The sequence below is a fragment of the Deinococcus gobiensis I-0 genome, from assembly GCF_000252445.1.
Lineage (GTDB): Bacteria > Deinococcota > Deinococci > Deinococcales > Deinococcaceae > Deinococcus > Deinococcus gobiensis.
This window is the reverse complement of the sequence record NC_017791.1, coordinates 321,721-338,467: the sequence shown is the minus strand read 5'-3', so window position 1 is coordinate 338,467 and position 16,747 is coordinate 321,721. Positions and strand designations below refer to the sequence as shown.

Below are 16,747 nucleotides of genomic sequence, written 5' to 3'. Positions count from 1 at the left end.
AGGGTCCCTACGGCTGCTGGCCCTGCCACTCGCGGGCCAGCAGCGCGTACTGATCCTCATCAAGCCAGGCCTCACTGTCGAAGTACGCCTCTATGGCCTGGCCCTCGTGACGAAAGCCCAGCCAGCGCAGCACCCGCGCAATGTTCCCAGCGCGCGGATCTGTGTTGGCTACCACCCGGTGCAGGGCCAGGACCCCAAAAGCGAGGTCGAGGAGTCCAGATATGGCCTCTCGTGCAAAGCCCTGGCCCTGCGCCGAGCGCGCAAAGGTAAACCCAAGCTCCGCGTGTCGCGGCGCGAATGCGCGCAAAGCGAGGTCGCCGATCAGCCCGTCCCCCTCGCGCGCCGTGACCGCAATCTGGGTCCAGCCATCCTCGCCGATGGCCCGCCCCTGCATGGACCGGATGAGGTCATGGGCCTGTGCTTCGCTGTAAGGGGCGTGCCAGGCCTGGAAACGAGCCACGTCGGGATCACTCCGGTAGGCCGCCAGGAGGGCTGCGTCCTCGTCACGCAGGGGCCGCAGGACGAGTCGAGGGGTAAAAATGGCCGCGAAGCTCATGGAAGAAGTGTGACATGGCACCAGTGCCCGTTTCCCGGCAACCTGGGTTCAAGAGGCGGTGAAGGCGGGCGCAACTTCCTTGCCCTGCCCCCAAGAGGGTCCGTTAAAGTGAGACTCTTCGCAGATCCAGCGGGCGCCTTTAGTGGAGCCGTGCGATTTCACCTCGACCTGAGCCGCCTCGGCAGGACGGCGCTGTGCGGGCCGCTGGTCTGCCTCAGAACTCTGGGCAGGGTAATGGAGATCCCCTCCCCCTCCTGCTGGGCCACTATGGGCCTCCCAGAGGCACTACGGCCTACGGTGTGTAGGCCTTGGGCCACGAGGTATTCAGCATGACCGTGCTAACCGAAGCCGGGGCGCGCGGTCTGGGCCTTCGTGGTCAACTTGCTCCCCCACGCCCACGAGCTGGCCGCCGCCTGACCTCGAAGGGGGGCGCGCTCTGCCCCTCCTTTCTTCGCCGGTACACACCTGCCCACCCCTGCCCGATCTCGGGCAGCGGGACGGCCTGTCACACCCCGAGGTCACCCCATGCCCCGCACCCTCTACCACGGCGACCCACTCAGCTCAGGTCAGGCGGCGCACCTGCTCACCCGTGTCGCGGCCGGCGAAGGGTGGAGACTCACCCACGTCGTCGCCCTCAGCGCGGCCAACCACCAGAGCCGTAGTCCGTTTTGGTCTCAAGTCCCCTCTTCGCCGTACTTGTCTTCGTGCTCAAGGGTCTCTATTGCGCGCGCTATTTCATCGTGTAGCTGTTCATCTGGGATGTACTGATCTTCCCAGACGGAACTCAGATGCACGAGCGTTTTTGCCTCGAGGAAGGTCATCTCCCGAAGCTCCCGGAGTGCTTTGATGCTTTCCACCTTCCAGAAGCCTGCATGCCGGAGGAGATAAAGCACATCATCGACGCTGGCCCCCTCGGCTTGAAGGGTACGGCAGGCCTCCAGTGCGGCAGTCCAGGGCTGACTTTCGCGAGAGAAAATCACTTTTCGGTACTCTGCCCAGGCGTAACCCTTAAGTACTGGTCGATAGCCTGTCGAAGGTCAGCCCACAGGGGCGGCCACGCTTCACCGTCCTGGACCTGCGAGGGTTCAAAACGGAGCTGCGTGAAAGAGACGTTCAGCTCGTAGCCAGTCGTGACCAGGTGCAAACGCTGCTCGCCCCCCCTCACCATGAACCGCAGAATATCCAGGGGGAGGTCCTGGGCTTCTCGTGCGTCCATAACGTCCCATTGGAAGAAACCGAGGCCTCCCAGAGAGACCCGGGCTTGAAGGTCGCTGCTGTAATGGGACAGGACAAGCTCCAGCGTAAGACGCTCCGGGTTGAACGTCATGCGGTGGATGAATGTAAAAAGCTGGTCCAGCCGACTGTCCAGAAGCTCGAGGTTGGAGGTGGTGGTTTCAGCCATGATGCTTCCTGGTCCTCCCTGTTCGTTGATCATATGAGGAAGCCTCCCACAATCAGGGCTACGCCGACCTGAGCAGCGCCGCACGCGCCGCGATGTCAGGTCACCCGTGAGGGCTGGATGCACGTGCCTCCTTCCTTTTTTAGGGTGTCGGTTCTGTCGGTTCTGCCTCCCCTCCGTGCCGCCATTTGGGCGTCTGAGCGCCAGCAATCAGACCTGATAGTTCCACTTCCTCATGTATCCCTGGACCTGTCCGAAAATCCGAAAACACCCCCTTCTCCTCTCTTTTTTTAGGTGTCAGTTCTGCGCCACGATGACCCCTCTGGAATGGCCCTGGCCACCCCACCGAAGGCCGTCTTCAAGGTCAAAAACAGCGGAAAGATCAGGACGATTTTGCACCCCACCCTGACCCGTCCAACCCCTCCAGGAAGGCAGATTCCCTGATCCGCATGCTTTCCGCTTCCTCGCCCCTGGACAGACGTGAGCGTCACAGGCCTGCTTCGGGAAACGACCGATTCAGACCCCTCCGAGGGAGGGGTCCTGGAACCCGAAAAGACGCGACCGTTGGCGACCCCTGAGCGGCTACCCAGAGGTCATTTTCTCCGTCATAGAGGAGAGATTTGATCGCGCCCGAACGGTCGCTTCCTGGCCCTCAGGGGAGGCCTCCATCCGGCTTTCGACCTGAGGTTTCTCTATCAGTTCCGTGGCTCCCCCAAAGGAAAGGCCCGTCCCTGGCCGCTCCCTGTCTCTTTGGGGAAGGTGGTGTTAGAGGTTCATGGCCCGGAGCAGCTCCACTCGGTGGGGCTTCAGCAACTCCTCGAACAGGTGGACGAGGTCACCACTCAGCCCGGGCTTGCGCTCGAGCGACTGAAGGTCCTGGCGGTACCGGTACAGCACCTCCGGCGTCTTCGGCGTCGGCCACGTCCGTAGGGTCGCCAGGGTGAGTCTACTCCCTTCCGCTTCCGGCTTCACCAGGACCTTCAGGGATAGAGGCGAGGTCAGGATCGTCCGCTCGCCGTAGAGCAGCTGCACAGGTTCTACCTTCGTGTAGAAGATGTCCCCTCCGGCCTTCTTGCTCGGCGCCTGATCGCGCCCCCGCGTGCTGTGCGTGAACGTCAACTGGCCCTCCCCCAGCGGGGTCCGGTTGTCTGCCAGGATGGCCAGCGCCAGCCGGTTCTTGACGTGGCGGCCGTACTGCTCCTGCGCCGCACGCCGGATGGCGACCTTGAGCTGGATCTCAGGGACAGGAGGGAGAGGAAGTGCAGCGCTCACGTCTCCACCCAGAACTCGGCCTGCCGTCCCCGGCCGCCCGTCTCGATCTTCACCACACCGCGTCGCGCCAGGTGATGCGCAAAGGCACTTGCCAGCTGAAGGGGCAGCCCGCACTCGTCGGCGACCTCTACGGCCAGCAGCCGGACGCCTGGGAACTCGGCGATCACGTCATAGACCTGGCGTGCCCGGGTGCCTGACTGGGGGAGCGCGGGGGGGCGAGGAGTCGTAGGGTCCAGTCGACGGCGTGTGGCGAACGCCTTACCTGCGGGCGTGAGGACGAAAAAGACTTTGCTTGCGGTGCGCTCTTCTGGCGTGGCGTGGCGGACCAGCCCCTCTGACAGGTGGACGTGCAGATGGCTCCGGATGAGTTGACCAGCGCTGGTCAGGGGCTCGCCCGTGCGGGTATGCGTATCGCCACACACCCAGCATGTCCAGGGCACAGCCGTCTTCACCGGGGAGCGCCGCTTGGGCACCTTGGCAACTCCGGGGGTCTTCTCGTCGATCACGCTTCTTCCTTCCAGCCTTTGCCGCTGCGCTTGACCATGACGAAGGTCATGAAGGGATAGGCCGCCTGCACCTCGCGCCACTTCACCTTAAATTCCGAGGTTTCAACGCCCTTCACGTCCCGGGTATCGACCCGGCCGTCCGCCCAGAAGCACAGGAAATCGGCCACGTACCGGGTGCCCCCGGGCAGATAGAACACCGGCTGCCTCATGAGGCCCACCAGGTCACCCGCCTGGGCGGAGAGCTTGAGCAGGTCGTAGTAATCGGCCTCGGCCTTGCTGTCGAACGTGATGCCGTCGCGCTCGCTGCGCACCGCCCCGAACTTGTGCGTGGCCTTCCGGCCCCGGTGGAAGAGGGTCACTGGGCGCCCTCCAATCCCTCAAAGGTGTCGCTACCCGACCGCTCAGGTGTGTCGCTGGAGAGCTCGGGCAGCACACTTTCGGAAACGGCCGGAGCATGGCGTGTGACAATCGCTCTATGACCGAACCACGCTGGGCGCAGGCCCTCAGTCTCATTGGCGTCGGACTGATGCTCGTCGGCGTGTTCTGGAGTCTGAGTCAAGACCACTCGCCGGCCTTCCTGATGCTGGGCATCGCCGTCTCGAATGTCCCGATCGCGTGGCGCGCCTGGGCAAAAGGTCAGCGTGGCAGCTTCGCATTCTGGGCACTGCTGTGCCTCACCGCGACCATCCTGGCCATCAGGTCGTTCATCGTCTGGGCACCGTCCACGGTCGGGTAGAAAGGCCTGACTTCCGGTGATTTGCGCCGCTGATCTGTTCCTCATCCCTGCCCCTCCACCACAACGTTCTCCGTCGCCTGCCGGTACGCCGCCACGATCCCTGCCAGCGTTTCATCTGAAACCGACAGAAACGCCCGCCACACCAACTCATCCCGCTCCGCTGGCGGCAAGTGCTCCAACCCCAACGCCCCCAGCCGCGCCTGCACCTGCGACCGCAATGCCGCCGCCTCACTCGACATCCGCCGCCCCACATGCCCCACGTCGAGGCTTTGCGCCAGATCCCGCACCGCCCCCGCCTCAATGGCCGCATTCACCTCGGCTGAGGTCGCCCCGGAGTCCAGCGCCCGCGCCGCGTCTACCAGGTCGCCCTGGTCCGCGCTCGCCATGGCCCCCAGGGCCAGGGCATGACCGGCACGCCACGCCCGCCAGGCCGTCGTGCGCGACAAACCTGCGTGCCGCGCCAGTTCTCCGCTGAAGTCTCCCGTGCGCCCCGCCGCCGTCCAGCGAAGGAACAGGCCATGGGCCTCCCTCGCCCGGTCGTTCAGCGCCACCGCCACCGCGCGGTACGCCTTCCCCCAGGCCGCCATGTCCTGCTCCAGCGTCACCGCACCCACCTCCAATCGAGTCCCTGTCAACGCAACACCCGCCCACCACGCCGCACCGCCGCCGCCGTCGCATCCCGCACGGCCGCCCGCAGCGCCGCTGCGCCCATCTTCAGCAACAGGTCGTTCTTGTCCCCAATCCCCGGAACCACCGTCAGGGGCCGCCCCTCATCCGCCGCCCAGCGCTGCGCCTCACTGACTGCCCGCTGCCCCGCCTCATCCGTGTCCAGGCACAGGTACAGGTAGCGCCCAGCCAGCGCCGGATGTTGCAGCTTCTTCCAGTGCGTCGCGCCTGGAATCCCCACGACCGACACCTCGCCTTCGAAGGCCTGCCAGATGCTCAGGGTGTCCGTCTCGCCCTCGACCGCCAGGACAGCGTGACTGTCCCGCAGTTCCCGCAAGCCATAGGGCGCCGTGCCTGTGCCCGCGAGGTTGCGCATCTCCCGTCCCTCACCCTTCCCGAGCAGGTTGCGCCCCTTGAGGGCCAGCAGCGCGCCCTGGTGCCACGTGGGCAGCGTGACCATGCCCTCCCAGATCCGGTGGGGCCGACGGGCCAGGACCGTGCTGTTCACCACCCCAGCCCCGTAGTGCCAGGCGGCCGCCAGGATGCCCCGCTCGTCGAGGTAGCGCGCCGCCGCCTCCGCAGCCTGGGTAGCCGGGTGCTGGAGGGCCTCGGCGCACCGGGCGGCGAAGACCGCGTGCGCATTCGGGTCCGTCCGGGTGGGGGCAGGCAGGGGCGCGAAGGCCACCCGCTTGATTTCACCCTGAAACGGCGCAGGAGGCCGCACGCCCGCCAGCTCCGCGATCAGGCTCACCGCCTGCTCCAGGGTCAGTCCCAACCACTCCCGAGCCACCCGCAGCAGGTCGTAATTCTCATTGGCGTCCCCGAAATCGGTCAGGTGCTCCGGGTACACGTACACGCTGGGCCTCGTGTCCGGGTACACGTGGTCCGGCACCCGGATCAGGCGGCTGTGCGGCACGTCGATGTTCGCCTGGGCAAGCAGGGCAGGCATGATGGGGCGGCTCTTGAGTTCGTCACGGTAGAAGTCCAGCAGGCTCATGAGGGCACCCCCGGTGTGCTCAGGTTCGGATTGATCAGGGCGGCCGGGAAGTTCACCGGCCCGGTCGTCCCCGAACGGTTCTTGTCGATGCGGCCCTTGATCTCCAGCGTGGCCTCCCCGCCCTTCTCCACGTTCGGGTTGAACAGCCCCAGGAAGAAGGTCGCGTGGCGGCTGGGCTGGTCACTGTCGGCAGCCTGATGGCGGCGGGGAATGCCGTCGCCGTCCTCGACCGCGCTGCGGTTGGCCTGGGCCAGCAGGATGGTGTGGTGCCCGGTGCGCCGATCGGACTGCCGCACGATCTGCGTCAGGCGGCCCAGCTGGTACCGGCGCTCGAGGCGCTCCTCACGGGCGTCCCAGGTCATGTGGTCCAGGTTCTCCATGACCGAGAGCCGGACGCCCCGAGCGGCTTTGAGGGCAAGGCGGGTACGCAATTCGTGCTGGTTCATGTCCGGGCTGGAGTCGTCGATCTCCAGGGGCATGCCGTTGAGCACCGCGTCCGCCCAGCTCAGGCGCTGCTCCACCGTTTCGCGCGGCCAGCTGCCCCGCGGCGGCACCGAGGCGTTCAGGAGCAGGCCACTGCGCAGGGACAGCCCGGCGATGGTGTGCACCATGCGCTCGCGGATCTGGTAGGCCGAGGCGTCGGCCAGGACGTCGTAGTGCGTCAGGTGGCCCTGCCGGGCCGAGCGCAAGGCCAGGGCGATGCCCAGGGCCGTCTTCGCGTGCCCCTGCGCCCCGCAGATGATCAGGGTTTCCCCATCGGTGTCCGAGACGGGCAGGCCACCCCAGCGCAGGTGGGGGGCCAGCTCGGGGCCGAGGTCGATCACGCTGTCCGGGCGGTCCTGCATGGCACGCAGGTGCTCGACCACGCTCCCGATCTGGCTCACGTGGCGGTACCCGGCGCTGCTCGACGTGGCCGTGCTTACCGCCTCGGCGAGGCCCGAGGCCACCGTGAGGGCCGGCAGGGTGTTCAGGTCCGTATCGGCCTTCCGGAGGGCGGTTCGGACGTCCTGCTTGCGGCCCTGCTCCGCGAGTTCCCGCAGGCCCAGGCGGAGGTTCTCCAGGGGTTCGGTCGCCCGGATGGCCTGCAGGGTGCGCGCAGTGTCGGGCAGTTCGACGGCCAGCGAGTTGTACCCGAAGCCCCGGCCGGCGCGCAGGTGGCCCTGTACGGTCTCGGCAATGCGGCGCGCGCCCTCGTCGCCCCAGTGGTGGGGGCGGAGTTCGTCCATCAGCAGGCCGGCCGTGGTGCACATCGCGTCGTCCCAGGCGGCGGCGTTGCCGACGATGGCCGCGAGGACCTGGTGGGTCAGGGGCGCGCTCACTGGAGCTCCGGGGGCAGCGGAGCGTCCGGGTTGTACAGGTCATCCGGAAATTCCGGCGACATTGGCCTAGAGCCAGAATAGGATGGGGGATGAACAGCATTGAGGAAGCTTGGTTGGCGTTTACGCAGGATAATTACCCAACAGCTGAGCACTTATTTCAAAGTATTATTAAGAATGATCAAGACGAGTCAGTGATTCGACAGGCTCAATTTGGACTGGGCTATGTTCTAGCATTTACCCAGCAATTTGAGGAGGCGCGAGCCATCTTTTTGTATCTGCACGATGATGCAAAGAAGCGGGAGGCAGTAGGTGAACAGCACCGTGCCTTGCACCAAGTGGGGATGGTCGAACGTATGGCCGGAAATTGGCTCCAAGCGAAGATTACTTTCACGAAGGAGGCAGAGCTCATTGAGCAGTTGGGCAACCTCCCACTCCCAGTAGCTGTCAATGCCTACGAGCAAGGTTTCATTGCTCTTCACCTAAACGAGCTTGAGCTAGCGTATCAGTGGTTGAATTGTTCTTTAGAACAAGCCGAGTATACGGATGATCAGGTAGCCGTGGGCTGCGCCTATCGGGCGCTTGGGGATTATTTTAAGCAGATAGGAGAAATAGAACAAGCACAACATCGCTAGGAGAGTGCCAAAACTGCCTTTTCTCAAGCGAATGACGAGAAAGCTATGAATGACGTTCAGGAGCGTTTGAAAGATCTGAACAGTTCGTCATTGCATGACGAGCCGAAGTAAGATGGCAATGCATGCCAGCTGAACCATACCCAAGAAGTTCTGTGCTTTGACTTCGTCCCGCGTGCGGACACGCCGAAAGCTTTGTAGCCAGGCGATGGTCCGTTCCACCTTCCAGCGCCGCCGATAGCGGCGCAATGGCCGACCATCCTGAGTCTTCCGGCGATTGCGCCGATTGGGCGCGATCATTTCGATCCCAAGACCCGCCAAAGCCGCATCCAAACCATCGCTGTCATAGGCCCTGTCTCCGATCAGGCGCTTAGGGAAATCCATACCGAATGAGGTGTCCAACGTGTCCTGAACAAGCGTGACCTCGGCTGGACTGACCTACACGTGTGAACCGCGATCGGCACGCCGCTCGCATCCACCATGATCATGATCTTGGTACCTTTACCTTTTTTGGTGGGACCGACGTCGGCGCCCCCTTTTTTGCAGAGCTGAAGGTGCCGTCAATGAACGCTTCACGCAGGTCAAGGAGCTGTTGCTCCTCGCAAAGTTCGTAGAGTGCCGCCAGAATGACCGGGAAGACCTGGCGTTCGTTCCAATCCTGGAAGCGGTCGTGACAGGTAGTTTTGGGCGGGTACTCCCCCTTCGGCAGAGCGTCCCACTGCGCTCCCGTACGGAGGACCCAAAGGATGCCATCCAAGACTTCACGGTCAGGTCGGCGTGGTCGACCACGTTTGGTGCGTTTGATGGACGGGGGAATCAGAGGAGCCAAGACGGCCCAGTGGTCATCGTTCAGCCGCATAACAGGAGTGTGCCGCCCGATGGGGCGGCACACTGTCACTGAATTTCCGGATGATCTGTAGGGGGGACGTCCCACCTCGCCTTTGGAGGTCACCGCAGAAAGAAGGACGCCCTTCCAGTAAGGACGTGGCACGCTACGAAATATGGAAGAGGTCATCGATGCGACCTGGTTCTGGCTGAGACTGGCCGGCGCGGCGGTCCTTCTCGGGGCTGGGTTCTCCCTCACGGCGCTGAAGCTGCCACCTCGTCAGCGTCTTTGGCTCGTCCTGATCGTTTGCCCGCTGCTGGCCTTCTGGCCGCTGGGACTTGCATTCTTGCGCCACACCCCCTAGCCCTGCCAGCGCCGGCCCGTGTCCTCCCCACGGACCTGGCCTTTGCGGCTCTGGAGGTCGAGCGCATTTGCTCTCCAGGCGTCAGCGAACGGGTTTCAGCTCCCGTTGCATCGTGATACTCACAGGTTCGAAGCCCAGACCTTCGTAGAGCGCCCGAGCCGGGTGGTTGTGCCCGAACACATGCAGTTGCACGGCCGTCGCGCCCCGCTCCGCCGCGTGGTGCTCGAGCAGCCTGAACGCCTCCCGGGCGTACCCACGCCGCCGGTGCTCCGCCCCAACCTCGATCTCATAGACGAAGGCGATCTGCTGGCCACCCCGCTGCAGGAGCTTGTACCACAGCACGCCGACGTCCTGATGCCGGTCCGCGTCATGGAGATCGAAGCAGAAATTGTCCGGCGTCGCCGGGCCCTCGGGAAGGAGCGTCTGAAACTCTGCCGCTGAGCGTTCCTGCGCCTCCTCAGCAGTCCAGCGGCCACTTCGGACGTTCCCTGCGGCGTAGGTCGTGACCGAATGCTGAAGGAAGCGTTGGAAGCTTTCTGGGGTCATGGGATGGAGACTCAGCATGAGGAGATCGTAGACCCCGGAGAGGATGGGTAGGCCAAGCCCCCGACCCTTGCGCCGTCGATGACGGCCATCAGTTACTGATCTGCCAGGTTAGGCGCCGATTTGGGATGCTCCTGTACAAGAATTGCCGTCCATTGACCTGGGTCCATTCCACCAGATTCCATCCCCGCTCGTAGTCGAGGTCAAAGCTCTCCTGTATGCCTTCACAGTTCTGGGTGCCACGAACGCTCGTGGCGAAGGTGGAGTACACATACTGGTAATTCCACACTGTACCTCCAGAGACTTGGCGCGTCGTTGCGCTTCCCGTTGGACGTCCCTGAGTCCAGGTGCGCAGCCAGTCGTGCGGCAGGGTCGCGAAGGCCGCCCGGAGATCACTCTGATGCACCTCGCCCTCGCAGAGGGGTGAGCCATAGCTCGTTCCGTCGGGGACGAGCGTGGCTGGCAGAGGAAGCTTGAACGTGCCATCCGCCAAGACAGCGACAGGGGTCTGCGGCAGGAAGACCACGGGCGTGAAGCTGATGGCGTCTGGCCAGGGACCATCGCCGCGCAACTGCCCGTCTATGACGGGAACGGAGGGAAGGGGGGCTGGACCACAGGCCGTGATCAGGAGCGTCGGGAGGATGAGCCAGGGAAACCGATTCATGGTCTGAACCTGGCGGAAGGCAGATGACGTCACGGTGACAAGAGGCTGTGGACTGGGCGAGCCTGCCCGAACTGGTCGGGGGTGTAGACCCGGTAGCCAGTATTGGCGCCCATGGTAGCTGGCAGCAGAATCCCTTGCTGGAGCCAGTGCCGTAGGGCATGGGGGCTGACGCCGCTCCGCTGGGCGAACGCGCTGATGGAGAGATGTACGCTATCAGCCTCAACCTTCGGGCTACACGAAGGTCAAGGCTGGGGAACGGCAATGTCGCGCGACAACGACCAGGCCGCGTGGTACGTAGAGATATGAAGCCCCTTTTCTGGACCATTCTGCTCTCTGTGCTGCCCCTGGCTGCTGCCTGCCCGGCCAAACCCACCCTGTTCAATGGCAGCGTGCCCGTTACTGTCTATGGCCTCCGACCCTACTGCACGACTCAGGGGCGTGGCCTGGCCAACAGCTTCAAGACGCAATACCTCCAGACAGGGGCCAAGATCTATTACGTGGAGGGCTATCGCCTCGACGCCACGGACGAGGAGACCGTGACCACCGTGCTGAACAGCCTGGAGAACCTACTGAAGTCGATCGGCTATCAGTATGTCGATCAGGGCGAAGGCGACTACAACACGCTCTACATCTACAAGAAGAGCGGTACGGCCACGCGGGGCACGGTCATCAGCGTGGAGACGACCGAGAAGGACACCATTTACGTGATCACGAATGGTGAGTTCAGCTGGTTGAAGTAGGCCACCCGCCTCAAGCACCGTTCTGGAGGACTGCCCATGAAGAAGCTGCTCGCGTTCCTGGCCCTGACCCTTGCCCCCGCCTTCGCCCTGCAGGTCACCACCACGGAGAACCTCAACCTCCGCAGTGGGCCCACCAAGACCGCCCCAGTCCTGAGCCAGGTGCCCAAGGGCACGCAGCTAGAGATCGGCGCGTGCAGCCAGTTCTGCCCAGTGGTCTACCAGGGGCGGCGGGGTTATGTCGCGCGGGCCTACCTGAAGGCGACGCCTGCACCTGCTCTGCCCCAGGTGACCATCCCTGCACGTCCGGCCAATCCAGGCACGTATACGAATGTGGATGGGCAGCAGATTCAGCGTCCGACCTTCAGCGAGACCCGCCCGGCCGGCGCTTCAGCCCAGTGCCGGGATGGGAGTTACTCCTTCAGCGCCAATCGCCGCGGCACCTGCTCCCACCATGGCGGTGTGGCCACCTGGTACTGAAAGCCTGGAGAGCGCAATCAGACATCCGCTCAAGTCGCTGTGGGGGCAATCCCTCGCTTCAAGCCGGGGCTCAAGGCCGTTGAACACGTGATCTATTGAGCTAGCGGCGAGGACTGAGGGGACGAAGAACACCACGCCCCCTCTGAGGACCGGGGCAGATCAGCAGCGCAGCATCTGAGAACTGTGGAGAACGAGAGATGAACAAGCACGCCGTAGCACAGGAGGCGACCCAGTTTATCCAGAACTTTCTGAACAAGGAGTTCGCCTGCTGGGAACTGGCCTACCGTGAGCTCGACCGCGCAAAGTACGAAGCGGCCGTGACGGGGTTTATCCGGGAGTTCTTCACCTTTGAGGCGGTGCCCTCCATCACCCGGCCAAAGAATGTTTCAGCCGGGTGGGTGGAAGAAGCTAAGGCGTACCTAGCGGCAACTATCAAGCGGCCCCTGTTCAAGATTGAGCAGTATCTGGTGAGCGATGAGTCGGTCTATGCCGCCTACACTGGATCCAATGACCTCGGTTCGAACTCGTACGCCGAGGTATTCCTGTACAGAAAAGGCGCGGGGCAGTACCGCATCTTCTCTGTCTTCCACACAGACCCCGATGGTGGCATCAAGCATTTCGATGGCAAGGAGTTCTCCTTCAGCCGAGCTCGACTGGTTGCCATTGAGAAATTCCTGGCCCCAGCCGACGAGGCCGATCTACTCGATTACCACCTTGAGCCGGTGTGATGGGCGCCGCGTGTAAGGTGGGTCTACCGCACGCGGCTTGATCGCGATCGGGATGGAATTGCGTGCGAGCGGAAGGAGTAGCCGCCTCTACTGATCAGTAGACCTGACTTGCTGGGCAGGTACCGCAAGCTGTCCTTGACTCACATCGATATTGACTTTCGATATCGAAAATATATATTGAGATATGCCTCTCCACGATGGCGACCTCGAGCTCGCGCTCCTCACCCTTCTCTCCGGGCAGGAGCGCTATGGCCTGGACCTCGCCAAGGAACTGCGCGACCTCACAGGCGGTGACCTTGACCTGAATGCCGGCACCCTCTATCCCGCCCTCCACCGTCTGGAGCGGCGCGGCTGGCTGCGCAGCGAAACTCGCCCCAGCCCCCGTGGCGGCCACGCCCTGCGCTACTACACCCTGACCGACGATGGCGAGCAGGCCTTCAAGACCAAGCGTGACGCCTACCACCGCTGGCATCAGGGCCTCGCGACCCGCTGGGGCAACTCGTGAAGGCGCTCGATGTCTACCTCACGCGGGCGACCCGAGCTCTTCCCGCACGTGAACGGCGACGTGTGCGTGAGGAATTACGGGGGAGCATCCTTGAGCGCGCCGCGGAGCACCAGCTGGTCGGCCACCCCCCCGCCCAGGCCCTGGACCTCGCGCTTCAGGAGTTCGGTGATCCCGCCCGGGTGGCCCGTGGTATGCAGCGGCTCTACACCGCTCCACGCGCGGCCTTTGCCCTGATGCTGACACTTCTGGGCTCGGCGGCACTCATGACGCTTCCCGCCCTGCGGGCGCCCGCGCCTGGGGCCATTCCCAGCCTCATGACACCGGAGACCGAAGCCGTGGCTCGCTGTTCCCTGTCGGTCGTTGCACCCAAGGGCATGCCCTGGTGGAACGTGCCTCTGAACTGGTGGTCTTGCCAGACGACCAAGATCGTGGAGCGGAGCGTGTTCAGGCGAAGTGATTTGTTGTCGGCCCTCGAGCAGCAGGGCGTCCAGACCCAGGTCAACGGTTACCGGATCCACCTCTTGTTCCCTGGCAGTTCACAGGCGGTCGAGGTGAGTTTGACCGGCCAACGGGACAAGGAAGATCTGTGGCTGAGCAAGTACGACTTCGTGTCGGAGCTCGCCGAGCAGCTGGACCGACCTGTACGGCTATCCGGGAGGACCAATCCTACGCTGACCGTAGGGGCCGTCAACTTGCAAATTGGGACGCCACAGGCGCCGGTGGAGGCCGCCGACCTGTACGTGAAAGCGGCCTACCGAGCGGTCCTTCCAGAGCTGAGCCGCGCGCTCCCACCGGGGGTCGTTCTGGAATTGGCTACGGCTGGGGCGGTCTTCGACAGCCCACAGGCACCCACAGTGCAGGTGCGGGATGCCGAAGGGCAGGTCTACGCGATGGTGGACAATCTCAATTGCCTGGTGCAGGAGCGCCCGCTCTGTGGGCAGTACGTCCTGCGTGTACGGAGCGCGCTCGGAGGTCGTCTTGCCCTGAGTTCGCTCCCTCTCTCTTCCGGAGGCTTGCGCCAGATGCCAGTGATCACCCAGACCCCAGAGGCATTTGCGGCGGCAAGCTGGGCGGGACACCCTGCCGTCCTGATGTGGCGACTGGGCACAGCGGATCTGCGTCAGTTGACCCTTGAGCCGGTTGAGTTGGCTTCGCGAGACTGAACGGAGGGATTTGGGTGCTTCAGTGTCTTCTTGCCCGTGCTTAAGTGCCTTGATCAAATGTGACGCCTACTTTTCGTCGGCTACGAAAAGCAAGATGCTGTGACGACCCTCTCGACATCAGGTTAACTGGAGTTCACAGACGCTCTCCACCAACGCGTCAGGTTGTCCTTTGGTCGGTCAGAACTGGCAACGGCTGGTTTTGACAGGCCATTCCACCGAAAGGGCTGCACGGGGCTTACGCCCCTGCGGACCATCGGAGAAACCGAAGCCATTCCCATCAGACCAGCCGAGCGTGACGCCCTCGACTGTCCTCTTCTGCCATCCACCTTGTGTCCAGTCCGCCTCTTTCAACGCAACGAGCGCAGCCAGCTGCCGAGGCGTGACCTGAAGAGAACACCCGCGCAGGTAGGTCTGAGCGACCTGGATCAAGGCTTGCTTCTGAGCTGGGGAAGCCGTGGGACTCTGCACCCAGGCTTGGATGTTGTTGATGGCAGAAGCGCCCGGATCATCACTGATGATGCCCGTGGTCACGAAGACCTGTATGCGTTGTCCCTCGGAGCGAAGCGTGAGGGCATTGGTAAACGCCTTGGTGACAATTTGGTCTGCGGAAACAGAGAAGACCTCACTCGCTCCTGGAACCCAGTACAAAGGTTGGTTGCGATTGATGGGCTCGACGCCCCCCGCAGAGACGACACCGGAGAGGGTCAGGAAAAGCGGCAGGAGGTAGCGGGTCACGTCTGGAGTGTAGAAGAGACTAGGCGCAGGGAGAGGTGCATATGCCGGGGCCAGTAGTTTGGGCTGTTGTCTTCGCGAGAAGCCGATAGATATCCCTCTGTGGTCGTGCGCCAGCAAATGAGATCCTGCGTCAACCGTCGCAGCTCTATGCTGTTCTTCAAGCCTTGCTCTTTCAGGTGAACCCTATGCAGACTTCCTCCGATCTGACGACCGTACTGAGCCGTCTGGATGCCTGGTACCTCGAACATGTCCCCGCCATCCATGCCACTTTGCGCCCTGGCCTCACTGATCCTGAACTCGATGCCTTCGAGAGACGCAATGAACTCCGTCTTCCGTCCGCCTTCCGCGCGCTTTACCGCTGGTGCGATGGTCAGGATTGGTCGGTAGGAGGGGTGCTCGGCCTGAATTTCCTTCCGCTGAATCAGGTCGAGCAGGAGCGCTACCTGTGGCGCGACATTGCTGATGGTGAGCATGCCGATATGAACGTCACCATCTATACGGTGGGCCACCCGACCGGAGCTATTCGGGAACAGTACGCCCAGCGCGATCTCCTCCCTTTTCTCTCTGATGGTGGGGGCAATCATGTCGCCCTGGACTTTGCACCTGATCTGTAGGAGTACCGCACACAGTCGGTAGGCCTCCGGGAACGGCGCCTCTGGCCCGAGCAGGCTGTACCGCTCCGGGTGCCGGAGCTGCCAGATCTGGAGACCTTCCGGCACCACGAGTTCCGGAGCAGCGGTGTGCAGGACTTGGAGGGCCTCCGCGTCGGGGAGGGCCAGCACCCGCTCGGGCTCGTTCAGTCCCCCGGTGAGCAGCAGATCGCTTGCCACCTGAACCGTGAAGCGGCCATTCGGCAACAGGTAGACCTCGCGCCGTTCAAACCCAGCCTCGTAGATGATCTCGCGCATACGCGCCGAGGGCCCCTCCCAGGGGCCAGAGCTCAAGACGGCGGCACGTCCAACGGGAGACTGATCTCTTCGCCCAGATCCTCCTGCTCCGGCGCCGTCATCGCCTGAATCTGATCGTTCGACGTCTCGTCCAGCAGCGTGACCGCCTCGATCTTCGCAGTGATGATCGTCGTCCCCGGCCGGAGCGGCACGATCGCGGTTCGCATGCCCGGATCATCCGCCGCGAACATGACGGCATCCTTGAGGGCAATCGTGCGCCCATTCGGCGTTTCGTTGACCTGGAGGGCATTCCCGAGGAACTGGCGTCCATCCTCCATGCGGACGATCACGAGCGGCTCATCGATATCGCCGCCCAGGAGGTTCGCCCAGGGGTCCGGGTTGAAGGCCTGCCCAGAGAAGCTGGCGAGCCACGCCCGGAGGGCAGGAAGACGCAGGAGGGAGCCCAGAATCAGCCCACCACACAGGGCCAGCGCAGCCGTCCAGAGACTTAAGGCCAGGAGGTCGGAAACGGTCGTGTCGTTCGTGGCCTGGGTCAGTGAGAGCGCCACGAAGCGTTCGACTGGAGGCCAGGCACGCGCCAGACCGATCAGGAGGATGAGGCCCAGGTTCAGTGCGCTGAGCAGCAGTGACCAGAGGAGGGTGCTCTGCGCTTCGGCGATGCGCATCCCCTGCAGGTACCGGAAGATGGAGAGGCCGAGGAAGCCGGGAATCAGGAGGAGTAGGCTGGCCAGCAACACCGCGAGCGTATTCATGAATCGGCTCCAAAAAAAAGATGCCGGCCTGAACGGCAGCGGCATCGACATACGGGGATGGGGCGGGGTGGGCTAGCGTTTAGGCGCTTTGTGCTTCTCGTTCAGGCGCTTCAGGTCCGCGGCGGGGATCTGACGCATCAGGCCCTGATCGCCCACATAGGCCATGACCTGGAGGGCACTGACACCCTTTTTCTTCGGCGGTACGGTGGTCTTGATCATGCGCTCCTCCCGAACTGATCGTACAAGGCTCAGGCAGCGGCAA

General features: G+C 63.5%; 24 protein-coding genes and 1 pseudogene. 9 read left to right on the top strand and 16 right to left on the bottom strand.

Going from position 1 to position 16,747, the window contains the following annotated elements:
* Nucleotides 1–7: 7 nt before the first annotated feature.
* From DGO_RS18660 to DGO_RS18635, 6 genes are all read right to left on the bottom strand, one after another.
* On the bottom strand, nt 8–556 hold the full coding sequence (locus DGO_RS18660) for a GNAT family N-acetyltransferase (RefSeq protein WP_014686782.1): 549 nt from the start codon (nt 554–556) through the stop codon (nt 8–10).
* Between the two features lie 674 nt (nt 557–1,230).
* Nucleotides 1,231–1,536 carry a hypothetical protein gene (locus tag DGO_RS18655; protein WP_014686781.1) on the bottom strand — a complete coding sequence of 102 codons (306 nt, stop codon included), beginning with the start codon at nt 1,534–1,536 and terminating at the stop codon, nt 1,231–1,233.
* On the bottom strand, nt 1,533–1,991 hold the full coding sequence (locus DGO_RS18650) for a hypothetical protein (protein WP_014686780.1): 459 nt from the start codon (nt 1,989–1,991) through the stop codon (nt 1,533–1,535). Before DGO_RS18650 ends, DGO_RS18655 begins: the two co-directional genes overlap by 4 nt.
* A gap of 729 nt (nt 1,992–2,720) precedes the next feature.
* Nucleotides 2,721–3,227, bottom strand: a complete 507-nt coding sequence (locus DGO_RS18645) for a hypothetical protein (RefSeq protein ID WP_014686776.1) — start codon at nt 3,225–3,227, stop codon at nt 2,721–2,723.
* Entirely contained in the window at nt 3,224–3,733 is a 510-nt protein-coding gene (locus tag DGO_RS18640; protein ID WP_043804719.1) for a hypothetical protein, read from the bottom strand. The genes DGO_RS18645 and DGO_RS18640 overlap by 4 nt, the downstream gene beginning before the upstream one ends.
* Complete coding sequence (locus DGO_RS18635; RefSeq protein WP_050920978.1) at nt 3,730–4,092, bottom strand: DUF1064 domain-containing protein; 363 nt, start codon at nt 4,090–4,092, stop codon at nt 3,730–3,732. The genes DGO_RS18640 and DGO_RS18635 overlap by 4 nt, the downstream gene beginning before the upstream one ends.
* 116 nt (nt 4,093–4,208) lie before the next feature.
* On the opposite strand from DGO_RS18635, the gene DGO_RS18630 reads away from it, so the two are divergent.
* Nucleotides 4,209–4,469 (top strand): hypothetical protein, encoded by a 261-nt coding sequence (locus DGO_RS18630; RefSeq protein ID WP_043804717.1) that lies wholly within the window; start codon nt 4,209–4,211, stop codon nt 4,467–4,469.
* A gap of 41 nt (nt 4,470–4,510) precedes the next feature.
* On the opposite strand, the gene DGO_RS18625 is transcribed toward DGO_RS18630, so the two are convergent.
* From DGO_RS18625 to DGO_RS18615, 3 genes are read right to left on the bottom strand one after another with little or no spacing between them, the layout of a single operon-like run.
* Nucleotides 4,511–5,074: a hypothetical protein gene (locus DGO_RS18625; protein WP_014686771.1), complete on the bottom strand. Its 564-nt coding sequence runs from the start codon at nt 5,072–5,074 to the stop codon at nt 4,511–4,513.
* A 26-nt stretch (nt 5,075–5,100) separates the two neighbouring features.
* The gene (locus DGO_RS24705; RefSeq protein WP_014686770.1) at nt 5,101–6,132 is read right to left on the bottom strand and encodes a toprim domain-containing protein; all 1,032 of its coding nucleotides are present in this window, start codon (nt 6,130–6,132) and stop codon (nt 5,101–5,103) included.
* On the bottom strand, nt 6,129–7,451 hold the full coding sequence (locus tag DGO_RS18615) for a DnaB-like helicase C-terminal domain-containing protein (RefSeq protein ID WP_014686769.1): 1,323 nt from the start codon (nt 7,449–7,451) through the stop codon (nt 6,129–6,131). Before DGO_RS18615 ends, DGO_RS24705 begins: the two co-directional genes overlap by 4 nt.
* Before the next feature lie 89 nt (nt 7,452–7,540).
* Between DGO_RS18615 and DGO_RS22250 the strand changes: the two genes are divergently transcribed.
* Nucleotides 7,541–8,083, top strand: coding sequence for a tetratricopeptide repeat protein (locus tag DGO_RS22250; protein WP_014686768.1), 543 nt, complete (start codon nt 7,541–7,543; stop codon nt 8,081–8,083).
* Nucleotides 8,084–8,170: 87 nt separating this feature from the next.
* On the opposite strand, the pseudogene DGO_RS22245 reads toward DGO_RS22250, so the two are convergent.
* Nucleotides 8,171–8,939 (bottom strand): annotated as a pseudogene (locus tag DGO_RS22245) (IS5 family transposase).
* Between the two features lie 142 nt (nt 8,940–9,081).
* Here DGO_RS22245 and DGO_RS18605 point away from each other — a divergent pair.
* Nucleotides 9,082–9,270, top strand: coding sequence for a hypothetical protein (locus DGO_RS18605; RefSeq protein WP_014686765.1), 189 nt, complete (start codon nt 9,082–9,084; stop codon nt 9,268–9,270).
* 81 nt (nt 9,271–9,351) lie between these two features.
* Here DGO_RS18605 and DGO_RS18600 read toward each other — a convergent pair whose 3' ends face one another.
* The 3 genes from DGO_RS18600 to DGO_RS24950 form a co-directional block, all read right to left on the bottom strand.
* Entirely contained in the window at nt 9,352–9,834 is a 483-nt protein-coding gene (locus DGO_RS18600; protein WP_014686764.1) for a GNAT family N-acetyltransferase, read from the bottom strand.
* A 70-nt stretch (nt 9,835–9,904) separates the two neighbouring features.
* On the bottom strand, nt 9,905–10,510 hold the full coding sequence (locus DGO_RS22240) for a hypothetical protein (RefSeq protein ID WP_014686763.1): 606 nt from the start codon (nt 10,508–10,510) through the stop codon (nt 9,905–9,907).
* Nucleotides 10,507–10,674, bottom strand: a complete 168-nt coding sequence (locus DGO_RS24950; RefSeq protein ID WP_083847420.1) for a MerR family DNA-binding transcriptional regulator — start codon at nt 10,672–10,674, stop codon at nt 10,507–10,509. Before DGO_RS24950 ends, DGO_RS22240 begins: the two co-directional genes overlap by 4 nt.
* 105 nt (nt 10,675–10,779) lie before the next feature.
* On the opposite strand from DGO_RS24950, the gene DGO_RS18595 reads away from it, so the two are divergent.
* The 5 genes from DGO_RS18595 (at nt 10,780) to DGO_RS18575 (ending at nt 14,090) form a co-directional block, all read left to right on the top strand.
* Nucleotides 10,780–11,217 (top strand): hypothetical protein, encoded by a 438-nt coding sequence (locus tag DGO_RS18595; protein WP_014686762.1) that lies wholly within the window; start codon nt 10,780–10,782, stop codon nt 11,215–11,217.
* Nucleotides 11,218–11,253: 36 nt separating this feature from the next.
* Nucleotides 11,254–11,694, top strand: a complete 441-nt coding sequence (locus DGO_RS24490; protein WP_014686761.1) for a DUF3761 domain-containing protein — start codon at nt 11,254–11,256, stop codon at nt 11,692–11,694.
* Nucleotides 11,695–11,891: 197 nt separating this feature from the next.
* The gene (locus DGO_RS18585) at nt 11,892–12,422 is read left to right on the top strand and encodes a hypothetical protein (protein ID WP_014686760.1); all 531 of its coding nucleotides are present in this window, start codon (nt 11,892–11,894) and stop codon (nt 12,420–12,422) included.
* Nucleotides 12,423–12,606: 184 nt separating this feature from the next.
* Complete coding sequence (locus DGO_RS18580) at nt 12,607–12,927, top strand: PadR family transcriptional regulator (protein ID WP_014686759.1); 321 nt, start codon at nt 12,607–12,609, stop codon at nt 12,925–12,927.
* Nucleotides 12,924–14,090 (top strand): permease prefix domain 1-containing protein, encoded by a 1,167-nt coding sequence (locus tag DGO_RS18575; protein WP_014686758.1) that lies wholly within the window; start codon nt 12,924–12,926, stop codon nt 14,088–14,090. The genes DGO_RS18580 and DGO_RS18575 overlap by 4 nt, the downstream gene beginning before the upstream one ends.
* A gap of 177 nt (nt 14,091–14,267) precedes the next feature.
* Here DGO_RS18575 and DGO_RS22225 read toward each other — a convergent pair whose 3' ends face one another.
* A complete protein-coding gene (locus tag DGO_RS22225; protein WP_014686757.1) occupies nt 14,268–14,825 on the bottom strand; it encodes a hypothetical protein in 558 nt (185 codons plus the stop codon).
* A gap of 185 nt (nt 14,826–15,010) precedes the next feature.
* Between DGO_RS22225 and DGO_RS24945 the strand changes: the two genes are divergently transcribed.
* Entirely contained in the window at nt 15,011–15,439 is a 429-nt protein-coding gene (locus DGO_RS24945) for an SMI1/KNR4 family protein (RefSeq protein ID WP_083847419.1), read from the top strand.
* Between the two features lie 326 nt (nt 15,440–15,765).
* Here DGO_RS24945 and DGO_RS18565 read toward each other — a convergent pair whose 3' ends face one another.
* Complete coding sequence (locus tag DGO_RS18565; RefSeq protein WP_014686755.1) at nt 15,766–16,485, bottom strand: DUF6338 family protein; 720 nt, start codon at nt 16,483–16,485, stop codon at nt 15,766–15,768.
* A gap of 72 nt (nt 16,486–16,557) precedes the next feature.
* Nucleotides 16,558–16,704, bottom strand: a complete 147-nt coding sequence (locus DGO_RS23940) for a hypothetical protein (protein WP_014686754.1) — start codon at nt 16,702–16,704, stop codon at nt 16,558–16,560.
* Nucleotides 16,705–16,747: the final 43 nt, after the last annotated feature.

Excerpts from the sequence above, each read along its gene's own strand:
- DGO_RS18660 (WP_014686782.1), bottom strand. The coding sequence starts at position 556 with ATGAGCTTCGCGGCCATTTTTACCCCTCGACTCGTCCTGCGGCCCCTG.
- DGO_RS18650 (WP_014686780.1), bottom strand. The coding sequence starts at position 1,991 with ATGATCAACGAACAGGGAGGACCAGGAAGCATCATGGCTGAAACCACC.
- DGO_RS18630 (WP_043804717.1), top strand. The coding sequence starts at position 4,209 with ATGACCGAACCACGCTGGGCGCAGGCCCTCAGTCTCATTGGCGTCGGA.
- DGO_RS24705 (WP_014686770.1), bottom strand. The coding sequence starts at position 6,132 with ATGAGCCTGCTGGACTTCTACCGTGACGAACTCAAGAGCCGCCCCATC.
- DGO_RS22250 (WP_014686768.1), top strand. The coding sequence starts at position 7,541 with ATGAACAGCATTGAGGAAGCTTGGTTGGCGTTTACGCAGGATAATTAC.
- DGO_RS18605 (WP_014686765.1), top strand. The coding sequence starts at position 9,082 with ATGGAAGAGGTCATCGATGCGACCTGGTTCTGGCTGAGACTGGCCGGC.
- DGO_RS18600 (WP_014686764.1), bottom strand. The coding sequence starts at position 9,834 with ATGCTGAGTCTCCATCCCATGACCCCAGAAAGCTTCCAACGCTTCCTT.
- DGO_RS18595 (WP_014686762.1), top strand. The coding sequence starts at position 10,780 with ATGAAGCCCCTTTTCTGGACCATTCTGCTCTCTGTGCTGCCCCTGGCT.
- DGO_RS24490 (WP_014686761.1), top strand. The coding sequence starts at position 11,254 with ATGAAGAAGCTGCTCGCGTTCCTGGCCCTGACCCTTGCCCCCGCCTTC.
- DGO_RS18585 (WP_014686760.1), top strand. The coding sequence starts at position 11,892 with ATGAACAAGCACGCCGTAGCACAGGAGGCGACCCAGTTTATCCAGAAC.
- DGO_RS18580 (WP_014686759.1), top strand. The coding sequence starts at position 12,607 with ATGCCTCTCCACGATGGCGACCTCGAGCTCGCGCTCCTCACCCTTCTC.
- DGO_RS24945 (WP_083847419.1), top strand. The coding sequence starts at position 15,011 with ATGCAGACTTCCTCCGATCTGACGACCGTACTGAGCCGTCTGGATGCC.
- DGO_RS18565 (WP_014686755.1), bottom strand. The coding sequence starts at position 16,485 with ATGAATACGCTCGCGGTGTTGCTGGCCAGCCTACTCCTCCTGATTCCC.
- DGO_RS23940 (WP_014686754.1), bottom strand. The coding sequence starts at position 16,704 with ATGATCAAGACCACCGTACCGCCGAAGAAAAAGGGTGTCAGTGCCCTC.